Source organism: Streptomyces umbrinus, assembly GCF_030817415.1.
Taxonomy (GTDB): Bacteria; Actinomycetota; Actinomycetes; order Streptomycetales; family Streptomycetaceae; genus Streptomyces; species Streptomyces umbrinus_A.
In genome coordinates, this window is sequence record NZ_JAUSZI010000002.1 from 10,622,385 (window position 1) to 10,643,321 (window position 20,937).

Below are 20,937 nucleotides of genomic sequence, written 5' to 3' on the forward strand. Positions count from 1 at the left end.
TATGGACATGGCGGAAGAACCGCTTGAGGGCATCGCGGTCATCGGAATGGCTGGACGTTTCCCGATGGCGGGCACGGTCGCCGAGTTCTGGCGCAACCTGCGAGAGGGCAGGGAATGCCTGGAGACCCTGGACGATGAGGAACTCCGTCGCCAGGGCGTACCCGACTCCGTGCTGAGCGATCCCACCTATATGCGGCGTGCCGGAACACTTGAGGGGATCGAGGAGTTCGACGCTGAGTTCTTCGGTTTCGCACCGAGCCTCGCGGCCACGATGGACCCGCAGCAGAAGCTGCTGCTCGAATGCTCCTGGCACGCGCTGGAGGACGCCGGGTGCGATCCGGCACGCCACGGGGGCTCCATCGGGGTGTTCGTCTCCGGATCCGCCTGCGGCTACTACCCGTATCACGTACTGTCCCGGCACAATCTGCGCACGCTGCTGGGCGCGGGTTCGTCGTCGGCCCAAATGTCCTTGTGGTCGGCGAACGACGTCAATTTCTACGCGACACGTATCGCCCATGCCTTCGACCTGCACGGCCCGGCACTGAGTGTGCAGACCGCGTGTTCCAGCGCACTCACCGCCGTCCATCTCGCCTGCCAGAGTCTGCTGTGCGGCGAGTCCGACATGGCGCTGGCGGGCGGTATGTCCGTCAAGGTGCCGCACCGCGTCGGCTACCTCCGAGATCTCGACTCGGTGATGTCGCCGGACGGTCACTGCCGGCCGTTCGACGCGAAGTCCGGTGGGACGGTCTTCACCAGTGGTGGGGGAGTGGTCGCACTCAAGAGGCTGAGCGACGCGCTCGCCGATGGTGACGACATCCGGGCCGTCATCCGGGGTTCCGCGGTCAACAACGACGGCTCCCTCAAGATGGGGTACACCGCCCCCAGCGTCGAAATGCAGGCGGCCGTGGTCCGCGAAGCTCTCGCCGTGGCCGGGGTGGACCCGCGCGACGTGGGATACGTGGAGGCGCACGGTACCGGCACCGCGCTCGGCGACCCCGTGGAAGTCGCCGCCCTGCGCAGGGCGTTCGGCGAGCAGCCCGACGGGCCCTGGTGCGCGCTCGGCTCGGTGAAGGGCAACGTCGGGCACTGTGAGACGGCGGCCGGAGTCGTCGGCCTCATCAAGGCCGTCCTGTGTCTCGAGAACCAGACCCTGGTGCCCACACTCCACTTCACCGAGGCCAATCCCGAACTCGAGCTGGCAGGAGGCCCGTTCCGCATACAGGCCGAGTTGGCCGACTGGCCCGGCCACCGGCCGCGGCTTGCCGGCGTGACCTCGCTGGGTGCGGGCGGTACCAATGTGCACGTGGTGCTGGAGGAAGCGCCGAAGCGCGATGTCTCGTCCGCGCACTCCGAACCACAGGTACTGGTGCTGAGCGCGCGTACCGAACGAGCCCTCGCCGAGTCGGGTGAGCGTCTCGCGGCACACCTTGGTCAGCGGCCCGTCGCCGACCTGGCCGACACAGCGCTGACTCTCGCGGACGGCCGCCGGGCGTTTCGCTACCGCCGAGCCGTCGTCGCACGTGACGGACAGGAAGCTGCGACCGCGCTCCGGACCGCACACCCGGTCGCCGACAGTCAGGCGACCGGCGAAGCACCAGCCGTGCTGCTGCTGTTCTCGGGAGCGGTGGAGAGCCACGCGCCAACGGCATCGGGATTGTACGAGGTTGATCCACTGTTCGCGGAACCCTTCGACCGTTGCGCGGAGTTGTTCGCCACAGAGCTCGGCGCCGAGTTCGGGGACGCTCTCCGTCCGGACTCAGTGGGATCGTCGCAGTACCCACGGGCAGCCGAGGCACGCACGTTCTGCGTGGAATACGCGATGGCCCGCGCCCTGGAGGGATGGGGGGTGCACCCGACCGCGGTCGCCGGCGGAGGCGTCGGTGAGTACGTCGCAGCCGAACTGGCGGGAGTGATGAGCCTCCCTGATGCTGTGCGGCTCGTCGCCGGGCGAGAACCTGCGGACCTGACACTGGCGGCGCCCACGCTGCCTCTCCTCTCGGCGGAGACCGGCAAATGGCTGTCCCCGGACGAGGCGACAGATGCCGGACGGTGGTCGAAGACTCCCGGCGCGCCTGTGCGCTGGGACGTGGTACTGGACACCGCCTTGGCCGACAGGAAGTACCTGCTCGTCGATGCGGGACCTCAACACCGGGGGCGTGCAGATCTGCACCTCGTACGCGGCCGTGATGAGGATGCCGACGACGCCGCGGTCTTCCTGGGCGCCCTGGGGGGACTGTGGGCGCACGGAGCGCCGGTGGACTGGGCGCCGATGCGTCCCGGACGTCGCCGGACCCCTCTCCCCGGATATCCCTTCCAGCGGTCGCGGCACTGGCTGGACTCGACGTACGCCGAAACACAAGCGGCGATCCAAGGGGACACGACGAACGGCGGCGCCCCGGTGAGCGCGGAGCCCGACCTCGTGGCGGGTACGACGGAACAGGTCCTGTCCGCCCTCTGGTCCGATGTTCTCGGAATCGACTCGGTCAACCCCGACGACGACTTCTTCCTGCTCGGCGGCGACTCGGTGATGGCCGCGCAGATTGCCGGCCGCGCGCGCTCGGCCGGACTGCGGTTCAGCCCTCGGGCAATGTTCCAGCACCCCACGCTGCGGTCCTTGAGTGATGCGGTGGACCCAGACGCGACCGGTTCGACGCCCCAGGTGACCGCCGCCTCTAGCCGCCCACCGGTGTCCGGGACTGAAGAACTCCCCCTGACGCCAGCCCAGTTGGAGTTGACGGCTGACTCCTCCGTCCTGCCGGACCTGGACGTTCCCCTGGTGTTCCGCGTCGGTGACGAGGTTGCCCCGGAGGTGCTCGACGAAGCCGTGCTGCGGGCGGTGGGCCATCACGAAGCGCTTCGGGTGGAGTTGGTCGAGCGGTCCGGGATGTGGGAGCACCGCAGGGCGGCCCTGGACGGCCCCCTGCTGACCGTCATGTCGTGGGAAGAGAACGGCCCTACGGGTCCTGCCGCGATGGTCGACGCCGCCGCTGCCGAGGCTCGGCGCCGTCGCATTCCCGGGAGGCGCGCCGCCGTGGAGGCTGTACTCGTCGACGGAGGGACGGAGAGGGGTCGTCACCTCGTGCTCCTGGTTCACGCCACGGCGATCGACCTCACCGCACAGCGCCTGCTCGCCGAGGACGTGACCACCGCCTGCCGCCAGCTCCTTGCAGGACGGCCGGTCAACCTGCCAGCCGTCAGCACCACCTGGCAGACCTGGTCCGACTGTCTGACGACCTGGGCGCTCGACGACGCCGTGCTGCTTGAGCGCCCGTTCTGGCTGGACCTGATGCGCCGCGCGGGCGCACGGCCGGCGCTTGCGTCCGGAGACGGCAACGCCCCAGGTGCACCGGGAGCCCGAGGACCCGTACACCTACTGCGCAGCACGGTCGACGCGTCACTGACGGGTTCGCTTCGGGCCGTGCAGAGGCGGGAGCGCCTGGGATCCGCCACGCTGGTGCTCGCGGCCGTGTCCGCGGCGCTCGCCGACGAGGCGGGTGGCGAGGGTGTACTGATCGACGTCATGGACAGTGCGAGGAACGGCGAGTTCCCGGGTATCGATCTCAGCCGGACCGTGGGCCGCTGCACCTCCGTGCACCCGCTCGTCGTCGGCGCGAACCGCGACGACCGGACGCGCCTGCTGAGCGATACGCGCGAGGCGCTGGACAGCATCCCGTTCCACGGCGTGCACTACGGCGTGCTGCGTCATCTTCACCCGCAGACAGCCGAGGCCCTGCGACAGCTGTCCGCTGCGGACGTGACCTTCGGTGACGGCGGAGTGCGAAAGGAGGGGACGGCCACCACCCGCCGGACGCCACTACAAGCCGTACCACTGGGTGACCTCCCCCTCGGCGAGCCCGCCCTGGCTCGTGGCCACGCGCTCGATGTGCGCACCTACCGGCAGTCCGGCAGGATCCACATCGACTGGTGGTGGGACGGCGCGTGCTGCGAAGAGGAGACCGTGCAGCGCCTGCGTGACCACACTCTCGCGACGCTAGGAGGGCTCGCTCAGTAGCGCCGATCCGTCGACGGCCAGGCGTAGTTCCGCCCGCAGTGCGGGGTCGGCATACGCCTGGTCGACGAAGTGGGCGACCGCGTCGGTCCCGAAACTGGTGAGCACTTTTCGTACGGCCAGGCCCACCTCGTCTCGGCATGTGGCGTGGTAGACGTAATGCCGCCCGTTGCGGTGGCGGGCGGCGGCGCCGTTGCTGACCAGCCTGGTCAGCACGGTCAGGACCGTGGTGTAGGCGAGCCGGTCCTCCCGTTCCTTGTTGAGCTGCTCCTGAACCTCGCGCCCTTGCATCGGGCGTCCGGCCGCTGAGAGGAGATTGAGGACTCGGATCTGCAGTGAAGTACTCATCGGTTCCCTCCGGTTGGCCGGTGCGGCACAAGTCGTGTCATCGCTGCTGCTGTAGGAAAGCCCCGTCTCGGAGGTCCACCGCGGTGGGGAACCGGCCGTCGAGACAGGCGGTGCAGTAGGTGTCCGGATCTCCGCCGACCGCGTTGAGCAGGGACTCCAGCGGCAGGAACTCCGCGCTGTCGCAGCCGAGATGCCCGGCCAGCCGGTCCAGAGGAACCTGTGCGCCGAGCAGCGCGTCCCCGCGCCCGGTGTCGATGCCGTAGAAGCACGGCCAGCGGTGCGGTGGGGACGCGATCCGCAGATGGACGCCGCGCGCTCCGGCCGTCCGGAGCATGGCCACCACGGCTGTCATGGTGGTGCCCCGGACGAGCGAGTCGTCGACGAGGACGACCTCGCGTCCCGCGACGGCGGCAGGCACGGCGGACAGCTTCTGACGGACGGCGGCCTCGCGGCCCGCCGGGTCGCCGGTGATGAAGGAGCGGCCCACGCCTTCGTGCCGCAACAGCCCCTGTACGGCGGGAAGTCCGGCGTGCCAGGCATATCCGTCGGCCGCGACCCGGGCCGTATCGGGCACGGCCACCACCACGTCCGAGGACGGCGGTGGAGGAGCGTACGCTGCCAGCTCCCGCCCGGCCGCGTACCGCGCCTCGTACACGCTCCGGCCGCCGATACGGGAGTCGGCGCGGGCGAAGTACACATGCTCGAACAGGCACGAGGCGCGCCGAGCCCCCGGCACGTCGAGACGGCTGCTGTGAATGCCGTCGGCATCGGCCTCCAGGACCTCGCCCGGCTCCAGCTCGCGGACGAATGTTGCGCCGACCGCGGCGATGGCGGCGGACTCCGAGGCCAGCAGCCAGGTGTCCTCGAGTTGGCCCAGGCACAGGGGCCGAAACGCCTGGGGATCGCGGACCCCGTACATCCGACGGCCGTCAGTGAGCACGAGCGAGTAGGCGCCGGTGACCTGCGGCAGTACCTCGTGGAGTGCCTGGGACAAGGTCATGCCGGCGTTCTCCATGACCGCCGTGAGCAGCCGACCGAGGACGGCGGTGTCGGTGGCATCGGTGGAGATACCCAGTCCCGCACGGGCCTCGTCGGTATTCACGAGCGTGCCGTTGTGCGCCAGGGCGAGAGTGCTGTTCGTGCCGGCCTGCATCACGATGGGCTGAGCCAGCTCGTCGTCGGGCCCTTCGCCGCCCGAAGTCGCGTACCGCACATGTCCGATGGCCCCCGCCCCGCCCTGCAGTGCACGTGCCTCGGGGTTCGGGAAGACGTCCGTCACCCGGCCGGATCCGGTCCGGCAGTCGATGCCGGAGTTTCGGCAGATGGCGATGCCGGCGCTCTGCTGCCCGCGGTGCTGGAGGGCGATGAGCATGGTGCGCACGGCCGGCGTGGCCGGGCCCCAGGCGCCGACGACACCGCACGCCTCGCGGGGTTTGGCGAGCGGATCGTTCACCGGGAACCGCCCTCGGGCATGTGTCCGTTGTCGAGCCCGCTCACGTGTCCTCCATGAAGTGGTCCGGTTCTCGGGCATGGGCTGAATACGGTGAGCGTGGTCCGGATCACGGGGTCGAGGCGTGGCCGCCTCCGTGGCCGCCCCGCATTCCGAGGGCGGTGAGCAGGTAGGCGATCAGTTCGGACCTGCGCTCGGTCAGGTAGAAGTGGCCGCCAGGCATGACGCGCAGCGTGAAGGTGCCGGTGGTGGCCGCCTGCCACCCCTCGGCCAGACGGTTCGGCACTTCCGGGTCATGGCTCCCCACCACGGCTGTGGTGGCGCAGGTGAGCGGTGGGCCCGCCCGGTAGCGGTAGCCCTCGATCAGCCGGTAGTCCCCGCGGATGGCGGGCAGGAGCGTGGCACGTATCTCGGGATCGTCGAACAGCGTTGAGTCCGTCCCGCCGAGCCGGGCCAGTTCCCGGACCAGGGTGTCGTCGTCACGTTGCTGTGCGAGAGCGGGATCGGAGGAGAAGGGGGCCGGCCGTGCCGAGACGAACAAGTGGCGTACGAGATCGGGAGACCGACTGTCGAGACGGCGTGCCACTTCGAAGGCCACGGATGCACCCATGCTGTGTCCGAACAGCACCAGCGGTACGTCGGCGACCTCGGCGACGGCCTCGGCGAGCGGGTCGGTCAGCAGGTCCATCCGGTCGAGCACGGGCTCGTCGAGGCGATCGTCGCGTCCTGGGTACTGAACTGCCAGCAGCTCGACTGCCACAGGGAGTTCACGCAGCCACGGGTAGAAGAAACGGGCCGATCCCCCCGCGTGCGGAAAGCAGACAAGGCGCAGTCGCGGGCGGCGTCGCGGCCGTGGGTTGCGCAGCCACTCCTGGGCGAGGCCGGTGACCCCGGGTATCGTCCGGTTCACCGGTCCGCCACCTTTCCGTCCATCTGACGCAGCCGTTCGGCGACCGCGGCGAGAGTGGGCCGGCGCACCATGGTCCGCAGCAGTTCGTCGAAGGACAGCGCCGCGGCCGCCGACAGCTCCCGGCGAAGCCGTCCGATGAACTGGGCGACGAGCAGGGAGTCCCCGCCGAGGTCGTAGAAGTTGTCGTCACGGGCGACCGAGCGTACGGAGAGCAGTTCCGCCCACATGCCGGCCAGGAGCCGTTCCAGCTCGTCCAACGGGGGCGCCGAGCGAACCGCGTCCTCCTTGCGGCCCTCGGTGACCCAGGAGAGCACGGACTTGCGGTCGACCTTGCCGTTCGAGCTGAGAGGCAGGGCCTCGACCGTCTCGATGTGGGCAGGAACCATGTATTCGGGGAGCTGTTCGGACAGATGCTCGCGCAGGTCCTCCAGATCGATGCCGGCCCGGTCCCGCTTGAAGGTGGCCGCGATCAGATGCTGTCCGAACAGGGCGAGTTCGGCACCGTCCTCCGGGAGTACCACCACGGCCTGCGCCCCGGCCTCGGCGAGCAGCGTGCGCCACTCGTCCACGCCGAAGAAGGTCTGGTCGCGCCCACGCCGCCGGTCCTCGAAGTCTCCCTCCGCGTCCGGTGCCGTACCGTCGAGCTGGATGAGGAACTCCATCCAGGTCATCAAGTCGGGCCGGTCCACGGTGAGTTCGGTGAAGACCAGCCAGCCACCGGGAGCGAGCAGTTCCCTGAGCCTGCCGAGCACCGCGTCGATGTCACGGGCGTTGTGCAGCGCGTTGGCGATCACGATCATGTCGAAGCTCTGCGGCCGGAGACCCTGGCCGCGGTAGTCGGCGTTGAAGTCGAACAGGCCGTAGTGCAGCCACGGATGGGCGGCGAACCTGCTGCGTGCCTCGTTGAGGAAGAAGTGCGACACGTCGGTGAAGAGGTAGTCGGGCTCCATCCCCGGAGCCCCTGCGGCCCCGGGCAGCACTGAGATCATCTGGTCGGTCGTCGCCCCGACCCCGGCTCCGGCTTCGAGTATGCGCAGGGGGCGTCCGGGGTCGGCGCCGGCGGCAAGGTGCGCGGCGAGGCCCGCGGTGGCACGGTTGAGGTACCGCATGATCGCGTTGTCCGCGTAGAGCGCCCGAGCGGCCTCCGACTCTCCGTCGGGGAACAGCAGCCGGACCTGATCCAGTTCACCGCGCAGCAGTTCGGGAAGCCGCCGCATACTCGCCGTGAGCAGTTGGAGGACGGGTGCGGTCCACATGGGCTCGCAGCCCTCGGTCTCCAGCCGGTACAGCTCCTCGGCGAGGAGCGCGTCGTCGGCCGGCATCAGGTCCCGATAGCGTCCCGTGTCCGGGTCGCGGTGCACCAGGCCTTCACTTTCCAACACCGCGAGCCAACGGCGCACGACGCGGTGGAAGCGAAGCGGCACCCCCGCGCGTCGCAGCACCTGCTCCGCCGTCGGCGGCTCGGCACCGGGTGGGAAGGCACCGAGGCTGCGCAGGGCCGCCGCCATGGCGGTGAACGCCGTTTGGTTCAGCCGGTGCTGCGCCGCCTCGACATGCGTGAGTGCCGTCCGTCCGGCTGCTCGCGCGCCCGCGGAGTGGGCGGCCCCGGCCAGCACGCGGGCCTCTTCGGCAGCGGTGGTGGGCTCCTTGTGGCGGCTGCCGGTCACCGCTGCGGCGATCCGTCGGTTCGCGGAGTTCGTGCCGTCGACGACGACAGCCGTGGCTGCGACGTCCGGGTGCGCGAGCAACGCCGCCTCGATCTCAGCCAGTTCGATCCGGTGCCCGCGCACCTTCACCTGGGTGTCCTCACGGCCGAGGAACTCGATGCTGCCGTCCGGGAGGTAGCGGCCCATGTCGCCGGTGCGGTAGAGGCGTTCCCCGGTGGCGGGGTGGGTGACGAACCGCTCGGCGGTGCGCTGTTCGTCACCCAGGTAGCCCATGGCGACGCCGACACCTCCGATCCACAGTTCGCCCGGTACGAGTTCGGGGCGGGGTCGCAGAGCCGCGTCCAGCACGTGGAAGGTCTGGTTGGCGAGCGGTGTGCCGTACGGGATGCTGCGCCAGGTGGCGGGTACCTCACCGATGGGGTGGTAGATCGACCAGATCGCCGCTTCCGTGGCACCGCCGAGGCTGATGAGTTCGAGACCTGGACAGCGCCGGCGCACGGCATCGGGGAGGGTCACCGGTATCCAGTCCCCGGACATCAGGGCGAGCCGGAGTGAGGCCAGGTCTGGCGTCGGCTCGCTCTCCGCGTAGTGCTGAAGCATCTGGAGCTGGGCCGGTACGGAGTTCCACACGGTGACGCAGTGACGGTCGATGAGTTCCGCCCAGTGCGAGGGATCGCCGCGGCGCTCCGGATCCGGCAGGACGAGGCAGCCGCCGACACCCAAGAGGCCGAATACGTCGTACACGGACAGGTCGAATCCCAGGGCGGCGAGGGCGAGCCCACGGTCCTCGGCGGTGACCTTGAACCGGTGGTTGATGTCCGTGACGGTGTTGACCGCGCTCCGATGGCTGATCATCACGCCCTTGGGGCGACCGGTCGAGCCCGAGGTGTAGATGACGTACGCGAGATCGTCGCCACTCGCCGTCGGCTCGGGCAGTTCCGTGCCGGGGGCAGCGGGGGTGAGGGTGTCGACCTCGACGGAATGCAGTGGGGTGGGGAGTTCCTCGAAGGCCGCCGACCGGGAGTGGACAAGGACCTCACGCACTCCGGCGTCCGCGAGCATGACGTTCCGGCGGGCCGGCGGCTGATTGGTGTCCACAGGCAGATAGGCGCCGCCTGCGAGCAGGATGCCGAGGACTGCGACGATCTGCTCCCAGCCCTTGTCCAGGATGACAGCGACCGGCTCGGCGGCCCGCAGTTCCCGGGCACGGAGTTCGTGGGCCACGGCCAGGGCGCGGCGCAGGAGTTCGTCGTAGCTCATCTGCCCGTCGGCACCCCAGCGCAGCGCGATGTGCCGGCCGTGACACTGCGCCGCCTGGACGACGGCGTCGTGCAACAACTGTCCTGTCTCGGGCGCGCCGGTGTCGTTGACGCGCTCACGGGTGGCGCGTTGCTGAGCGGGCAGGAGCCCGGTGACGGGGGAGGACCAGGCATTGTCCGTGGTGGCGAGGGCTTCGACGAGTTGCTCGTATGCGCTGAACATGGCGTCCAGCAGGCCGTCAGGGAACAGCTCCTCGGCCGCGTCCCAGGCGAGGAGCAACCCCTCGGCATCCTCGTACAGCTGATGGTCGAGCCACACCTGCGGGGTCTGGGAAATCATCCAGCCGAACTCACCCAGTGTGTTCCGGAAGCGTTCGTCGACGAACTCGGAACCGAGATTGCTGGCGAACACGACGGGGGCGGATGCCCGTTCCCCGGGCCGGGCACGCGCCAGGTCGCGCAACACCTCGACCGCCGAGTACTCGGCATGTGCCACATCGCTCTGGAACTGCGCCTGCAGCCGTCGGGCGTGAGCGATGAAAGGCCCTCCGTCCGAGGTGTCGGCGGTCACCAGGACGAGATTGGTGAAGTCGGCGACCAGGCTGCCCACGTCGGGGTGCACGGGCTGCCGGTCGAAGAGGGGGAGATTCAGTACGAAGCGCTGCTGGGCGCTCCAGGCACCGAGTACCTCGGCGTAGGCGGCGGCCAGGGCCATGGCAGGCGTGACTCCGTGTGCTCGGGCCCGCTCGGTGAAACTCTGCCAGGCATCGGGTGCCAGTCGCGCACGACGGCGGGTGAACCTCGGCCGCTCCACCGGCTCGGGATCCACGGCCAGCGGCAGCGCGGGGCCGCCCGGAAGCTCGGGGAGCCGGTCCTGCCAGTAGGCGCGGGCCTTCTCCCTGGGCGAACTCCGCTGCCCGGCGAGGTCGGTGAGGTAGCGGGGGAAGGAGTACGCGGGCTCGGCCGGCGGATTGCTGGATGCCTCCGGCTGCTCGGCGTAGTACAGGGCCATCTCGGCGAGCAGGTGCTGGATACTGAGGACGTCGGCGACGAGCAGATCGATCCCGAAGTGGATGCGTGTGGCACCGTCTGGACACAGGGAGAGCTGGACGTCGAAGACATGACCGGCGGCCACGTCGAACCGCCGGTGCGAGAGCTGTTCGCGGACGCGGCTGAGGGCTTCGTCCGCCTCTGCCCGGGGCAACGTCCGCACGTCGTGCACGGTCAGCCCCGGCCACGGTGAGGTGGTCGCGACGCGTTGGGTCCCGTCCTCCAGGAAGCGGGCCCTGAGCATTGCGTGTCGAGCGATGAGGGCCCGCACGGCGGACTCGAGGCGGTCGGCCCGTACGTCCCGGCCGTCGAACTCCATATACGCGTGGCAGCCGTTGCCGCCCAGCGACTGGCCGTCCGTCCGCCCGATCCAGTACGCCTGCTGCACCGGTGTCAGGGGGAAGGCGGCCGCCTCGTCCGCCACGGTCTCGGCCGGTCCGGGCGGGCCGTCGGTACATCGGTCCACTTCCGCGGTCCCGGTACCGGAGAGTCGTTGCGTCAGCAGCCGTGTCCAGGCGCCGATGGTCGGCTCCTGGGCCAGTTCCGCGTAGTCGACCTCGGCTCCGGACGAGCGCCAGCGCCCGACGAGGGCCATGGTGCGGATCGAGTCGAGCCCGTGCGAGATCAGGTTGTCCGTCTCCGCCACGGCGTCCGGCGGCAGGCCGAGCACTTCGGACACGGCCTCGCGGATCTGGCGTTCCACAGCGGGTGCGGCGTGTGTCATCGCTGTCCTCTCTCCGGGGCCTCGCCGGCTGGGTTACCGGCGATTTTCTAATGGCGATCGCGGGAAATTCATAGAATTCATGCCGTTGTCCTTGGAGTCGCTCATGCCGACTCAACGTAAAACACCATGTGCGTCTCCGGGAAGGGAGGTACTCGAAGGAGTAGTACCCGGCGGGGGTATGTCGTAATTGACCGGTTAATCCTTTCAAATCCGCCCAAAATGGAGCCGAACTTGACTTTTACTTTACCTATTAGTTGCCATTCATTTATTGACTTGGCTCTTTGGAGGAGACAGATTCTTTACGGTTCAGTAAGAGTTCGTGGATCCCTGAAAATCTCGATTTGAGGGGTGTGAATCCTGTGGACGTGGTTTCGTGGCCCGCCGAATTCGTCGAACGGTATCGCCGTGCCGGATACTGGCGGGGACGACCGCTGGGCGACCTGTTGCGCGATGGAGCGCGCGAGCACCCCGATGCCACTGCGCTGCTCTGCGGTGACCTGTTGTGGAGCTACGCCGAGCTCGACGAGCGGAGCGACCGGCTCGCCGCCGGACTGGCCGAACTGGGCATCCGCGCCGGGGACCGGGTGGTCGTCCAACTTCCCAATGTCCCCGAGATGTTGCCGCTGCTCTTCGCCCTGTTTCGCCTGGGCGCTCTCCCCGTGCTGGGGCTGCCCGCCTACCGCAGCAGCGAAGCCGTTCACCTGTGCTTGAGCACCGATGCCGTCGCCTACGTCATTCCGGACACGGATCCGGACACCGGCTTCGACTACCGCAGGCTCGCCGAGGAAGTGCGCGCGAAGGCACCCTCACTGCGCCACGTGCTGGTCGCCGGGGAACCGGGGGCGCACACTCCCTTGCACGAGATCGACGCCGCCCCACGGCCATGGCCCGCGCCCCGGGCGAGCGACCCGGCATTGCTGCTGGTCTCCGGCGGCACCACGGGGCTGCCCAAGTTGATCCCGCGCACCCACGACGACTACTTCTACAACCTCCGCGCCAGCGCTGAGGTCTGTGGGCTGGACGAGAACAGCGTCTACCTCGCGGTGCTGCCCATGGGGCACAACTTTCCGCTCGCCTGCCCAGGCGTCCTCGGGGTGCTCCACGTCGGCGGCGCAGTCGCGCTGTGCCCGTCACCCAGCCCCGAGGTCGCGTTCGCCGCCATCGAACGGTTCAAGGCGACGGTCACCGCGGTCGTGCCACCCCTGGCCGCTCTGTGGTCCCAGGCCGTCCAATGGAATACCGCCGACATCAGCAGCCTCGACCTCCTCCAGGTGGGCGGTGCCCGGCTCTCCCCGGACACGGCCCGGCTCATCGGCCCGGCCCTCGGCTGCGAACTCCAGCAAGTGTTCGGCATGGCGGAGGGCCTGCTCAGCTATACCCGCCGGGGCGACGACGGGGAGACCGTCGCGACAACTCAAGGCCTCCCGCTCTGCCCCGACGACGAGATACGGATCGTGGACGAGGCGGACCGAGACGTCCCGCCCGGTGCCGTCGGCAGCCTGATCACCCGAGGTCCGTACACGCTGCGCGGCTACTACCGCGCGCCCACACACAACCTCCGGGCCTTCACCCCGGACGGCTTCTACCGCACCGGCGATCTGGTGAGGCTCACCCCGGAAGGTCGACTCGTCGTCGAGGGTCGGGAGAAGGACCTCGTGAACCGAGGCGGAGACAAGGTCTCCGCGGACGAGTTGCAGAACCATCTGCGGGCTCACCCCGCGGTCCTCGACGCCGCCGTGGTGCCTGTTCCCGACCCGTATCTCGGCGAGCGAACCTGTGCCTGCCTGCTCCTGCGCGAAGGGTACGACGACGTGCCCGACATGGCCGCCTTCCTGCACGACCGAGGGCTGGCGGCGTACAAGATCCCCGACGTGGTGAGGATCTGCCACTCCTTCCCTCTGACCAGCGTGGGCAAGGTCGACAAACGCGAACTTGCCCGGTCCGTCGCGCCCGACCCCGGTGCGACGGCAGCGGACCTCCGCGCCCGGTGACCCCAGGGCGGATCCCCGCTCCCGGTGCCTCTGGGATGCATCTCCGCTCCGGCGATCCCGGGGCGGGGCCCGGAGGGATCCCGCCCATCGGCGTGTTCCGGTCCGACCAGATGACCTTCAACCTTGAGGACACCCATGGCCGAACGGCAGCGCTACTTCGAATTCACCGTGCCGGTTCAGGGCGACCCGATGCTTCACGCCACCCGCCTCGCCCGCCGCGGACCGTACGAGCAGTACGTGGTGTACGAACGACAGGGAGCCTGGTACTACGCGGGGGGCGCTGAAGCCGAACTCACCGTCTTCCGCGACGTCATCGACTTCAGGGCAGGGACGGAACGCTCCTCCGTGCCGTGCGCGCACGAACCGCTACGGCAGGTGCACCAGTTGCTCGGCAGCCTGCCGCTCGACGGCTGGCGTGCATTCGGCTGGGCGACGTTCGAGCTCTCATACGCGCTCGCCGACCGGGCAGACGAAGAGGTCCCGGTGGGCGGGGACGCCTTACTGCATCTCGTCGTACCCGCGGTGGAGGTGCGCCTCCGCTCGGGCGAAGCACTGATCCGATGTACCGACCCCGCGATGGCGGACAAGGTCCGCAGCCTCCTGGCCGGCGCGGACTCCGACCCGGTGCCCGCGCCTGCGTTCTCCGCGGACATCGTCGACGGCGGACGCGAGCCGTACCAGACGGCGGTGTCCGCCGCGGTTTCGGCCATCCGCAACAACGAACTGCACAAGGTCATCCTCTCCCGGACCGTCGAGGTGGAGCAGGAAATAGATCTGGTCGGCACGTATGTGACGGGCCGGCGGGCCAACAACCCGGCCCGCTCCTTCCTGTTGCGTCTCGGCGGGATCGAAGCCGCCGGGTTCAGTCCGGAAACCGTCGTGGAGGTCGCCGCCGACGGAACCGTCTCCACCCAACCGCTTGCCGGCACCCGCGCCCTGACCGGGGACGCGCCCCAGGACGCACAACTACGGATCGAACTGCTCGCAGACGCCAAGGAGGTGTACGAGCACGCCATATCGGTTCAGGTGGCCTGGAACGAGATGACCGAGGCCTGCGCCCCCGGGTCGGTACGGGTCGAGGAGCTGATGGACGTGAAGCAGCGCGGCAGTGTCCAGCACATCGCCTCGCGTGTCACCGGTCGCCTCGCCGAGCGCACCGAGGGACCCTGGCCGGCCCTGGCCGCGGTCTTCCCGGCCGTCACCGCGTCCGGCGTGCCCAAATCGGCCGCGTACGACCTGATCCGCCGTCATGAGCCCGAACCCCGAGGTCTGTACAGCGGCGCGGTCCTGATGGTCAGCAGCGAGGGTGATCTGGACGCGGCCCTGGTGCTGCGCACCGTGTACCGGAGCCGCGGGCGTACGTGGCTTCGGGCAGGAGCCGGCATCGTCGGCGAATCCCGCCCCGAGCGTGAATTCGAGGAAACCTGCGAGAAGCTGCGCAGCGTCTCCCGGCATCTCGTCCCGGCGCACGATTCGGCGACCGCGGAGTGTCAGGCCAAGGTCAGCAGTTCTGGATGAGAAAGGGCCGGTGACGTACCCTCCACCCATGCCTACGACTCCCAGCCGCAACGCGCAGTACGGCGGCGCGGCGCGGACGGCTTCCGGCGCATCCGGTGGGGCGCCACGGCGGCGCGCCGACGCCGAGCGCAGCATCGGCTCGATCGTCGCCGCCGGGCTTGAGTGCTTCCGCGAGGACCCGAACGCCAGCATGACAGCCGTCGCTCGCGCCGCAGGGGTCAGCCGGGTGACGCTGTACGCCCATTTCCCCTCGCGCGAGGAGTTGTTCGAGGCAGTCCTGGCCTACTCGGTGAGCGAGGCGGACAAGGCACTCGAAGCGCAGGAGCTGGACAGCGGACCCGCCGACGAGAGCATGGTCCGGATGGTGCGTTCCTGCTGGCGGATCCTGGCGCAGCACTCCTTTCTGGTGACGGCGTCCGAAGGGCTCGTCGGAGAGCCGCGTCGGCGACGGCAGCACCGCAAGGTGCTGGACCGGGTCGACCGGCTCATCGCCCGGGGCCAGGAGGAAGGCGTCTTCCGCACCGACCTTCCCCGTCCCTGGCTGGTCACCGTCTTCTACAGTCTGCTGCACGCAGCGGCCGGGGAGACCGGGGCGCGGCGACTCAAGGCCGGGGAGGCCGCATCCACGCTGGAGCGCACCCTGCTCGCCGTGCTCAAAAAGCCCGAGGCCCAGGAGGAACCGGAGTCCGGGAGGGAACCGGGCGCGTCTCCGTCGCTATGATCGCAGCGCGCGCTGGGGAGGACGGGCGATGTGGAACCTGGGAAGTCTCGAGGCTGAGGTGATGGACCGGATCTGGTCCAACGAGGAACCGGTCACGGTCCGCGACGTGGCGGGTGAGATCAACTCTGCCAGGGCACAACCGCTCGCGTACACCACGGTCATGACCACGATGTACAAGCTGTTCCGCAAGGGCTGGCTGGAGCGCAGCAAGTCCGGCAAGCAGTACTTCTACGCACCCGTCGAGGCTCGGGACGCATGCGTCGCCCGTCTCATGACGCAGGTGCTCGGAAAGAGCGCCGATCCGGAGGTCGCACTCCTCCACTTCGTCGAAGGACTCGGCTCGGAGGGATCGACAGCGCTGCGCTCCGCCCTCCACCGGCTCCCCGCCGAAGACGATGCCGACGCATGATCCGCCTCACGCTGCTGGCCGGCTATTTGGTGGTGTGCGCGACCTGGGTTCCGTGGCTGCTGTCCCGGGCCGCATGGGTCTCGCGTTTCCCTCGTGCGGCCATCGCGCTCTGGGCGGGCTTGGTGGTGGCGGTTTCGGCCGGAGCGGTGGCATTTGGAGTGATGACCGCGCGGCACGTGCGGTGGCATGCCGCCGACCTCGTCTGGGGCTGGACACGGCTCCTTGACGCCTTGGGGGGACACCTGGTGGTCATCCTGTGCGTGGCGGGTGCGTTGAGCGCCGCGGTGGTCGTCCTGCGAGGCGTCATCGTCGGCACGGGCTCGCTCTGGCGCCTGCGTAGGGGATGGCGCGATCACGTGGACGCACTTGACCTGCTGGCCCGTCCGCTGGAGGACTTGCCCGCAGTGGTCCTGGAACACACCGCGCCGGCCGCCTACTGCGTACCGACCAAAGGAGGGCGCGTGGTGCTCACCTCCAGTGCACTGCGGCGGCTGCCGCCCGGCACGGTGTCCGCCGTCATAGCCCATGAGCAGGCGCACCTGCGTGGTCGGCATCACCTGATGGCGGCTCTGGCGGCTTCGCTCGCCCGGGCGTTCCCCTACGTGCCGTTGTTCCACCTGGTCCGCCCTGCGATGGCCCGGCTCATCGAACTGGCCGCGGACGACCATGCGTCCCGTCGGTTCCGCTCGGAGACGGTGGCCACGGCATTGTCCGTCCTGGTCGCGATGCCGCTCGGCGCGGGGGCGTTGCAGGCGGGCACCGAAGGCGCCAGTGAACGTATCCGCCGATTGAGCAGGGCTCCCGCGAGTGGGGGACGACAGTCTCTGGCGGCCATGGGTGGCTTTCTGTTCACGGTTGCTTCGTCGGCTCTGATCGCCACTTGGGCGTGGGCGGGCGGGTGTTGATGCCGGCTGTACCGCAGGACGGAACCTCGGTTGTAGGGCCGGAAAGCCGGCGTCACGCCTCGCGGGCAGAGGACTCGATGGCCAGGATGAGCATGGCGATCTCGTCGTCGAAGACCTGCCGGGACGTGATGTCGCGCAGATAGGGACCGGCGGCGCGGAGACGCGGATACTCGCCGACCTCCTCGGCCAGAGCCGGCAGGCCGGCGGTGCGGTGGTGATCCATGGGATCGCCGAGCAGTTCACGGTGGAGCCGTCCGAGGACCAGGTCGATGAAGAGCACGTAGTGGCGGACCGCCCGGCGCTCGTCGAGTCCGGCGTCGGCGAGGATGTCCAGCACGGTCTCGACCAGCCGTAGCGCGCCGGGTCCGTGGTTGGCACGGGTCATGAGGATGTCGACGAGACCGGGATAGGCGGCCAGTTCGCGGCGCATGCCGTCGGCGAGCCGCCGCAGCCGCTCCTGCCAAGGGCCTTCGTCGATGTCCGGCGGCACGACATCGTGTTCCGCGATGGCGTTCATCACGAGATCGATCAGCCCGTTCTTGTCCGGCACGTGCCGGTACAGCGCCATACGCGAGGCACCGAGGTCGGACGCGAGCCGCCGGATCGTCAGCGCATGCATGCCTTCATTGCGCGCGATCTCCAGAGCGGCGGCCACGATCTGCGCACGGCCAAGACTTCCCCAGGCGCGGCGGCCCGAAGATGTGCCTGCTGCTTCGGGGTCTTCGTCACAGGCAGAACCCGTGCGGGGAACCGTACTTGAGTATCTTGTGGACGCGCGTCCACAAGATTTAGGTTGCCCAACCTGATATCGAGTCAGAGGAGAGATCCATGTCCGCCGAATGGTCGGGGTGGCCTTTGCTGGAGATCAACGCCGCCGAATTACCGCACGCCGAGGCCCGCTCGCTCGTGGCGCGCACTCTGAGTGAGGCGCTCGACCGAGATCAACCCTTTGCCGCCCTGGTGCGGATGCCGCCTGATGCTCCGCGCGGTGGGGGCGGGTCGCGATGGTGGGCGACGGGGTCAACGACGCCGCAGCCCTTGCCCAGGCCGACCTCGGTCCGGCCATGGACACCGGCACCGATGCGGCCGTCGAGGCCGGCGACCTGACGCTCGTACGCGGCGATCTGCGGGTCGCGGCTGATGCCATCCGGCTCTCCCGCCGCACCCTGGCCACCATCAAAGGCAACCTTTTCCGGGCCTTCGGCTACAACGTCGCCGCCCTGCCTCTGGCCGCGGCGAGCATGCTGAACCCCATGATTACGGGGGCCGCCATGACCTTCTCGTCCGTGTTCGTCGTCGGGAACTCGCTGCGGCTGCGCCGATTCCGCGCAGCCGCCTGAGCCCCTGGTGCAGGCCCGGTACCGATCGGCGGGTACCGGGCCTGCAACGGCTCTACGATGAACCGCGTCTGCTGCTCCACGGGAGAAAACTCATGTGGCGGCTCGGGTACGTTGAAGCGGAGCTTGTGAACAGCCTGCGCAGACGGAGACATCCGGTGGCAGCGCGGGGGAGTGACGACGAGTTCGACAGGACCAGAGTGGTCACGTGTGTCACGGCCATGGCCGTCGGCGACATCACCCAACAGTAAGGGCGTGCTGGTGCGGGAACAGATGCAGAGCCGAGCCGTGCTGCACGAGCCGGTCCACAGCCGCGAGGACTGCCCCGCGGCTGTCGGACACGGTCCCGTGCGGACCGCGGGGAGGTGCGGCGCCGCATGAATGCAGTCCCCGCCCTCATCGGCTACGCGGCCGCCGTCGGTGTCGCAGTTCCGCGTCTCCTGCTCCGCAGCACGTGGACGCACCGTTCACCTGCCCTTGCCGTCGCGACGTGGCATGCGCTGACCGTGTCCTTCACCCTGGCGGTCGCGCTGGCTGCCTACCACCTCGCCGTGCCGACGGAGCACCTCCATGCAGGTGTGGTCGGCATCCTCCACACCTGTGGACTGGCTCTCGACACCGGCAGCACGCCCAATCCGGACACGGCGGACGCTCTGGCGATCGCCCTGCCCGTCTTGCTGATGGCGCTCCTGCTCGGGTCCTTCGCCTACCAAGTGGTACGCGCGCGTCGGGCACGCTCGCGCCATCTGTACATTCTGGACGTCGTCGGCCGCCGCTCGACCTCACTGCGCGCCACCGTCCTGGAACACGACCTGCCCGCCGCCTACTGCCTGCCCGGCCGGCACCCTCGTGTAGTCGTCAGCCGAGGTGCCCTGCGCCTGCTCTCCGACGACCAGCTCGAAGCCGTACTGGAACACGAGCGGGCTCACATCGCGGGCCGCCACCACCTGGCCATGGCCACCGCGGAGGCCTTCGCGTGGGTGTTCTGGTGGCTGCCGCTGGGCCGGCACGCGCGGGAGCAGACCGCGATGCTCCTGGAGATGAGCGCTGATGACCGTGCCCTGCGCTGCCAGTCACGCGAGGTTCTTGCCACGGCCCTGTACGAGATGGCCGCCGCGAAGGCGCCTGAGGGCGCCTTCGCCATCGGTGGCCCCGCCGCCCTCGCACGGCTCCAGCGCGTGCTCGCTCCGCCGCGGCGCCCGCATCCGTTGCTGTCCATCTCGATGGCGGCCGCAGCCGCGATTGTCCCGCTGATCCCCTTGCTTGTCGGCTGTGTTCCGAGCATCGGGTAGATCCGCCGGTAACCGCGCCGCCCGTCTCGACGGTGGCCCGCTGCGTGCTGCCCGCCCGCTCACCCTGCGCACGGTAGGGAATCGGGACATGATCTGAAGCGCCCTGATACGCCCCCTCGGGGTCCGGTCCGCGTGCCGGCACCGCAGGTGGCGTATCCGACGGGCCGCAGTCGGTCACTCCCACTGCGGCCGTGCGAGTCTGCATGTGGATCATCGAGCACCTGAAATCCCGCCGTCCCGTGAACGGTCACCTATTCCGCTACGTACTAAGGACATCAGTAGTTGACCGTCGGAGGACTCGAAGGCTGCCGTGCCGCGAGTCGGTGTTCGGCCGCGCCCGCTCGCCAGCCGGCCGATGCGGAAGGGTGATGATGGGAAGTCTGTCTCTGAGCTGGTCGGTTGCGCTGATCGCCGGCTTGGTAGCCGCAGTCAGCATGGTTCGGGTGCTTACCACCAGGGGCGGAGTGAGGTTCGCCGCAGGCGGCGATCTGTTGATGGGTGTGTGCATGGCGGCCATGGCGTTGCCTGCGACCGCGGCCTGGTACGCCGGGTACGGCATGTGGTGGGCAGCGGCGTTCGCCCTTCTCGGTCTCGGCGGTGTGGTGATGGCCGTACGTCACACGAAGGAATCCGGCTGGAGCCATGGCCGCCACTGGGTACACCTCATCGTGGGCAGCGTCGGCATGGTGATCATGACGCTGGCCATGACGAGCACGTCCTCCGGGCCGGTACTCGCTCTGGGAAACTCCATGGCGGACATGCCGGGCATGGAGCACATGGCCGGCATGGACAACACGACGGCAGGCACGGAACACATGGCCGGTATGGAGGGCATGGCGGAAATGGAGGGCATGGCGGGAATGGAGATGCCGGGCATGGCCGCCGCCGCAGCCGGCAGTGACACTCCGGTTGCTTCTGCTTCCACCTCTGTGTGGCGGTTCGTTGTCGGGGCGCTAGCGGTGTACTTCCTGCTGTCGATCGGTGCGTCTGTGTGGGCGCGGGTCCGCGGCACCGATCGGATGGCATCCGCGACAGGCCGGGAAGCAGGTCGTCGCAGGGCCTGGGTTCACTGGGCGCTCGCGATGCCGGACACCGTAGTCGTCTTCATCGCTTCCCTGACCATCTCCGTATGGGACAAAGCCCGCACCGCCCGTGGGCGCGGCGCCGTCGCGGGCAACAGCGGCCACGGGCGTCGTCGTCGCCTCGGTGCTGCGCCGGACGCGGCCCTGGCCGCACACATCGGCATGGGAGGGGCCATGTCGGCGATGCTGCTGATGATGGTCTCCTGACCGCCGCGCGGTCGATGCCGTACCTGCACCGGAGGGACGCCTCCGCGACCGCCGACAC

General features: G+C 69.2%; 13 protein-coding genes and 1 pseudogene. 9 read left to right on the forward strand and 5 right to left on the reverse strand.

All coding sequences use genetic code 11. The features are described 5' to 3' along the window. Positions 1-7 precede the first annotated feature (7 nt). Positions 8-4,012 carry a type I polyketide synthase gene (locus QF035_RS47110; protein WP_307528300.1) on the forward strand — a complete coding sequence of 1,335 codons (4,005 nt, stop codon included), beginning with the start codon at positions 8-10 and terminating at the stop codon, positions 4,010-4,012. Here QF035_RS47110 and QF035_RS47115 read toward each other — a convergent pair. The 4 genes from QF035_RS47115 to QF035_RS47130 form a co-directional block, all read right to left on the reverse strand. Beyond that, positions 3,992-4,357 carry a BlaI/MecI/CopY family transcriptional regulator gene (locus tag QF035_RS47115; protein WP_307528302.1) on the reverse strand — a complete coding sequence of 122 codons (366 nt, stop codon included), beginning with the start codon at positions 4,355-4,357 and terminating at the stop codon, positions 3,992-3,994. The two genes, QF035_RS47110 and QF035_RS47115, sit on opposite strands and share 21 nt — an antisense overlap. Before the next feature lie 37 nt (positions 4,358-4,394). After that, positions 4,395-5,810, reverse strand: a complete 1,416-nt coding sequence (gene purF / locus QF035_RS47120; RefSeq protein ID WP_307528304.1) for an amidophosphoribosyltransferase — start codon at positions 5,808-5,810, stop codon at positions 4,395-4,397. A gap of 106 nt (positions 5,811-5,916) precedes the next feature. Continuing rightward, positions 5,917-6,717: a thioesterase II family protein gene (locus tag QF035_RS47125; protein WP_307528307.1), complete on the reverse strand. Its 801-nt coding sequence runs from the start codon at positions 6,715-6,717 to the stop codon at positions 5,917-5,919. Then, positions 6,714-11,417, reverse strand: a complete 4,704-nt coding sequence (locus QF035_RS47130; protein WP_307528308.1) for a non-ribosomal peptide synthetase — start codon at positions 11,415-11,417, stop codon at positions 6,714-6,716. The genes QF035_RS47125 and QF035_RS47130 overlap by 4 nt, the downstream gene beginning before the upstream one ends. Positions 11,418-11,782: 365 nt before the next feature. Between QF035_RS47130 and QF035_RS47135 the strand changes: the two genes are divergently transcribed. The 5 genes from QF035_RS47135 to QF035_RS47155 all read left to right on the forward strand — a co-directional run bounded on the left by QF035_RS47135 (position 11,783) and on the right by QF035_RS47155 (position 16,961). Further along, complete coding sequence (locus QF035_RS47135) at positions 11,783-13,408, forward strand: (2,3-dihydroxybenzoyl)adenylate synthase (RefSeq protein ID WP_307528310.1); 1,626 nt, start codon at positions 11,783-11,785, stop codon at positions 13,406-13,408. Between the two features lie 135 nt (positions 13,409-13,543). Next, positions 13,544-14,926: a salicylate synthase gene (locus tag QF035_RS47140; protein WP_307528311.1), complete on the forward strand. Its 1,383-nt coding sequence runs from the start codon at positions 13,544-13,546 to the stop codon at positions 14,924-14,926. A gap of 28 nt (positions 14,927-14,954) precedes the next feature. Next, a complete protein-coding gene (locus QF035_RS47145; protein ID WP_307528313.1) occupies positions 14,955-15,647 on the forward strand; it encodes a TetR/AcrR family transcriptional regulator in 693 nt (230 codons plus the stop codon). Positions 15,648-15,675: 28 nt separating this feature from the next. After that, positions 15,676-16,056: a BlaI/MecI/CopY family transcriptional regulator gene (locus QF035_RS47150; RefSeq protein ID WP_307528315.1), complete on the forward strand. Its 381-nt coding sequence runs from the start codon at positions 15,676-15,678 to the stop codon at positions 16,054-16,056. Beyond that, positions 16,053-16,961, forward strand: coding sequence for a M56 family metallopeptidase (locus QF035_RS47155; protein WP_307528317.1), 909 nt, complete (start codon positions 16,053-16,055; stop codon positions 16,959-16,961). The genes QF035_RS47150 and QF035_RS47155 overlap by 4 nt, the downstream gene beginning before the upstream one ends. A 52-nt stretch (positions 16,962-17,013) precedes the next feature. Here QF035_RS47155 and QF035_RS47160 read toward each other — a convergent pair whose 3' ends face one another. Further along, positions 17,014-17,616 carry a TetR/AcrR family transcriptional regulator gene (locus QF035_RS47160; RefSeq protein WP_307528319.1) on the reverse strand — a complete coding sequence of 201 codons (603 nt, stop codon included), beginning with the start codon at positions 17,614-17,616 and terminating at the stop codon, positions 17,014-17,016. Positions 17,617-17,959: 343 nt separating this feature from the next. On the opposite strand from QF035_RS47160, the pseudogene QF035_RS47165 reads away from it, so the two are divergent. The 3 genes and pseudogenes from QF035_RS47165 to QF035_RS47175 all read left to right on the forward strand — a co-directional run. Next, a pseudogene (locus tag QF035_RS47165) lies at positions 17,960-18,301 on the forward strand (heavy metal translocating P-type ATPase); the annotation flags it as partial. 374 nt (positions 18,302-18,675) lie between these two features. Beyond that, positions 18,676-19,590 (forward strand): M56 family metallopeptidase, encoded by a 915-nt coding sequence (locus tag QF035_RS47170; protein ID WP_307528321.1) that lies wholly within the window; start codon positions 18,676-18,678, stop codon positions 19,588-19,590. 434 nt (positions 19,591-20,024) lie between these two features. Beyond that, complete coding sequence (locus QF035_RS47175) at positions 20,025-20,879, forward strand: DUF5134 domain-containing protein (RefSeq protein WP_373466832.1); 855 nt, start codon at positions 20,025-20,027, stop codon at positions 20,877-20,879. The last annotated feature ends 58 nt before the right edge of the window (positions 20,880-20,937 follow it).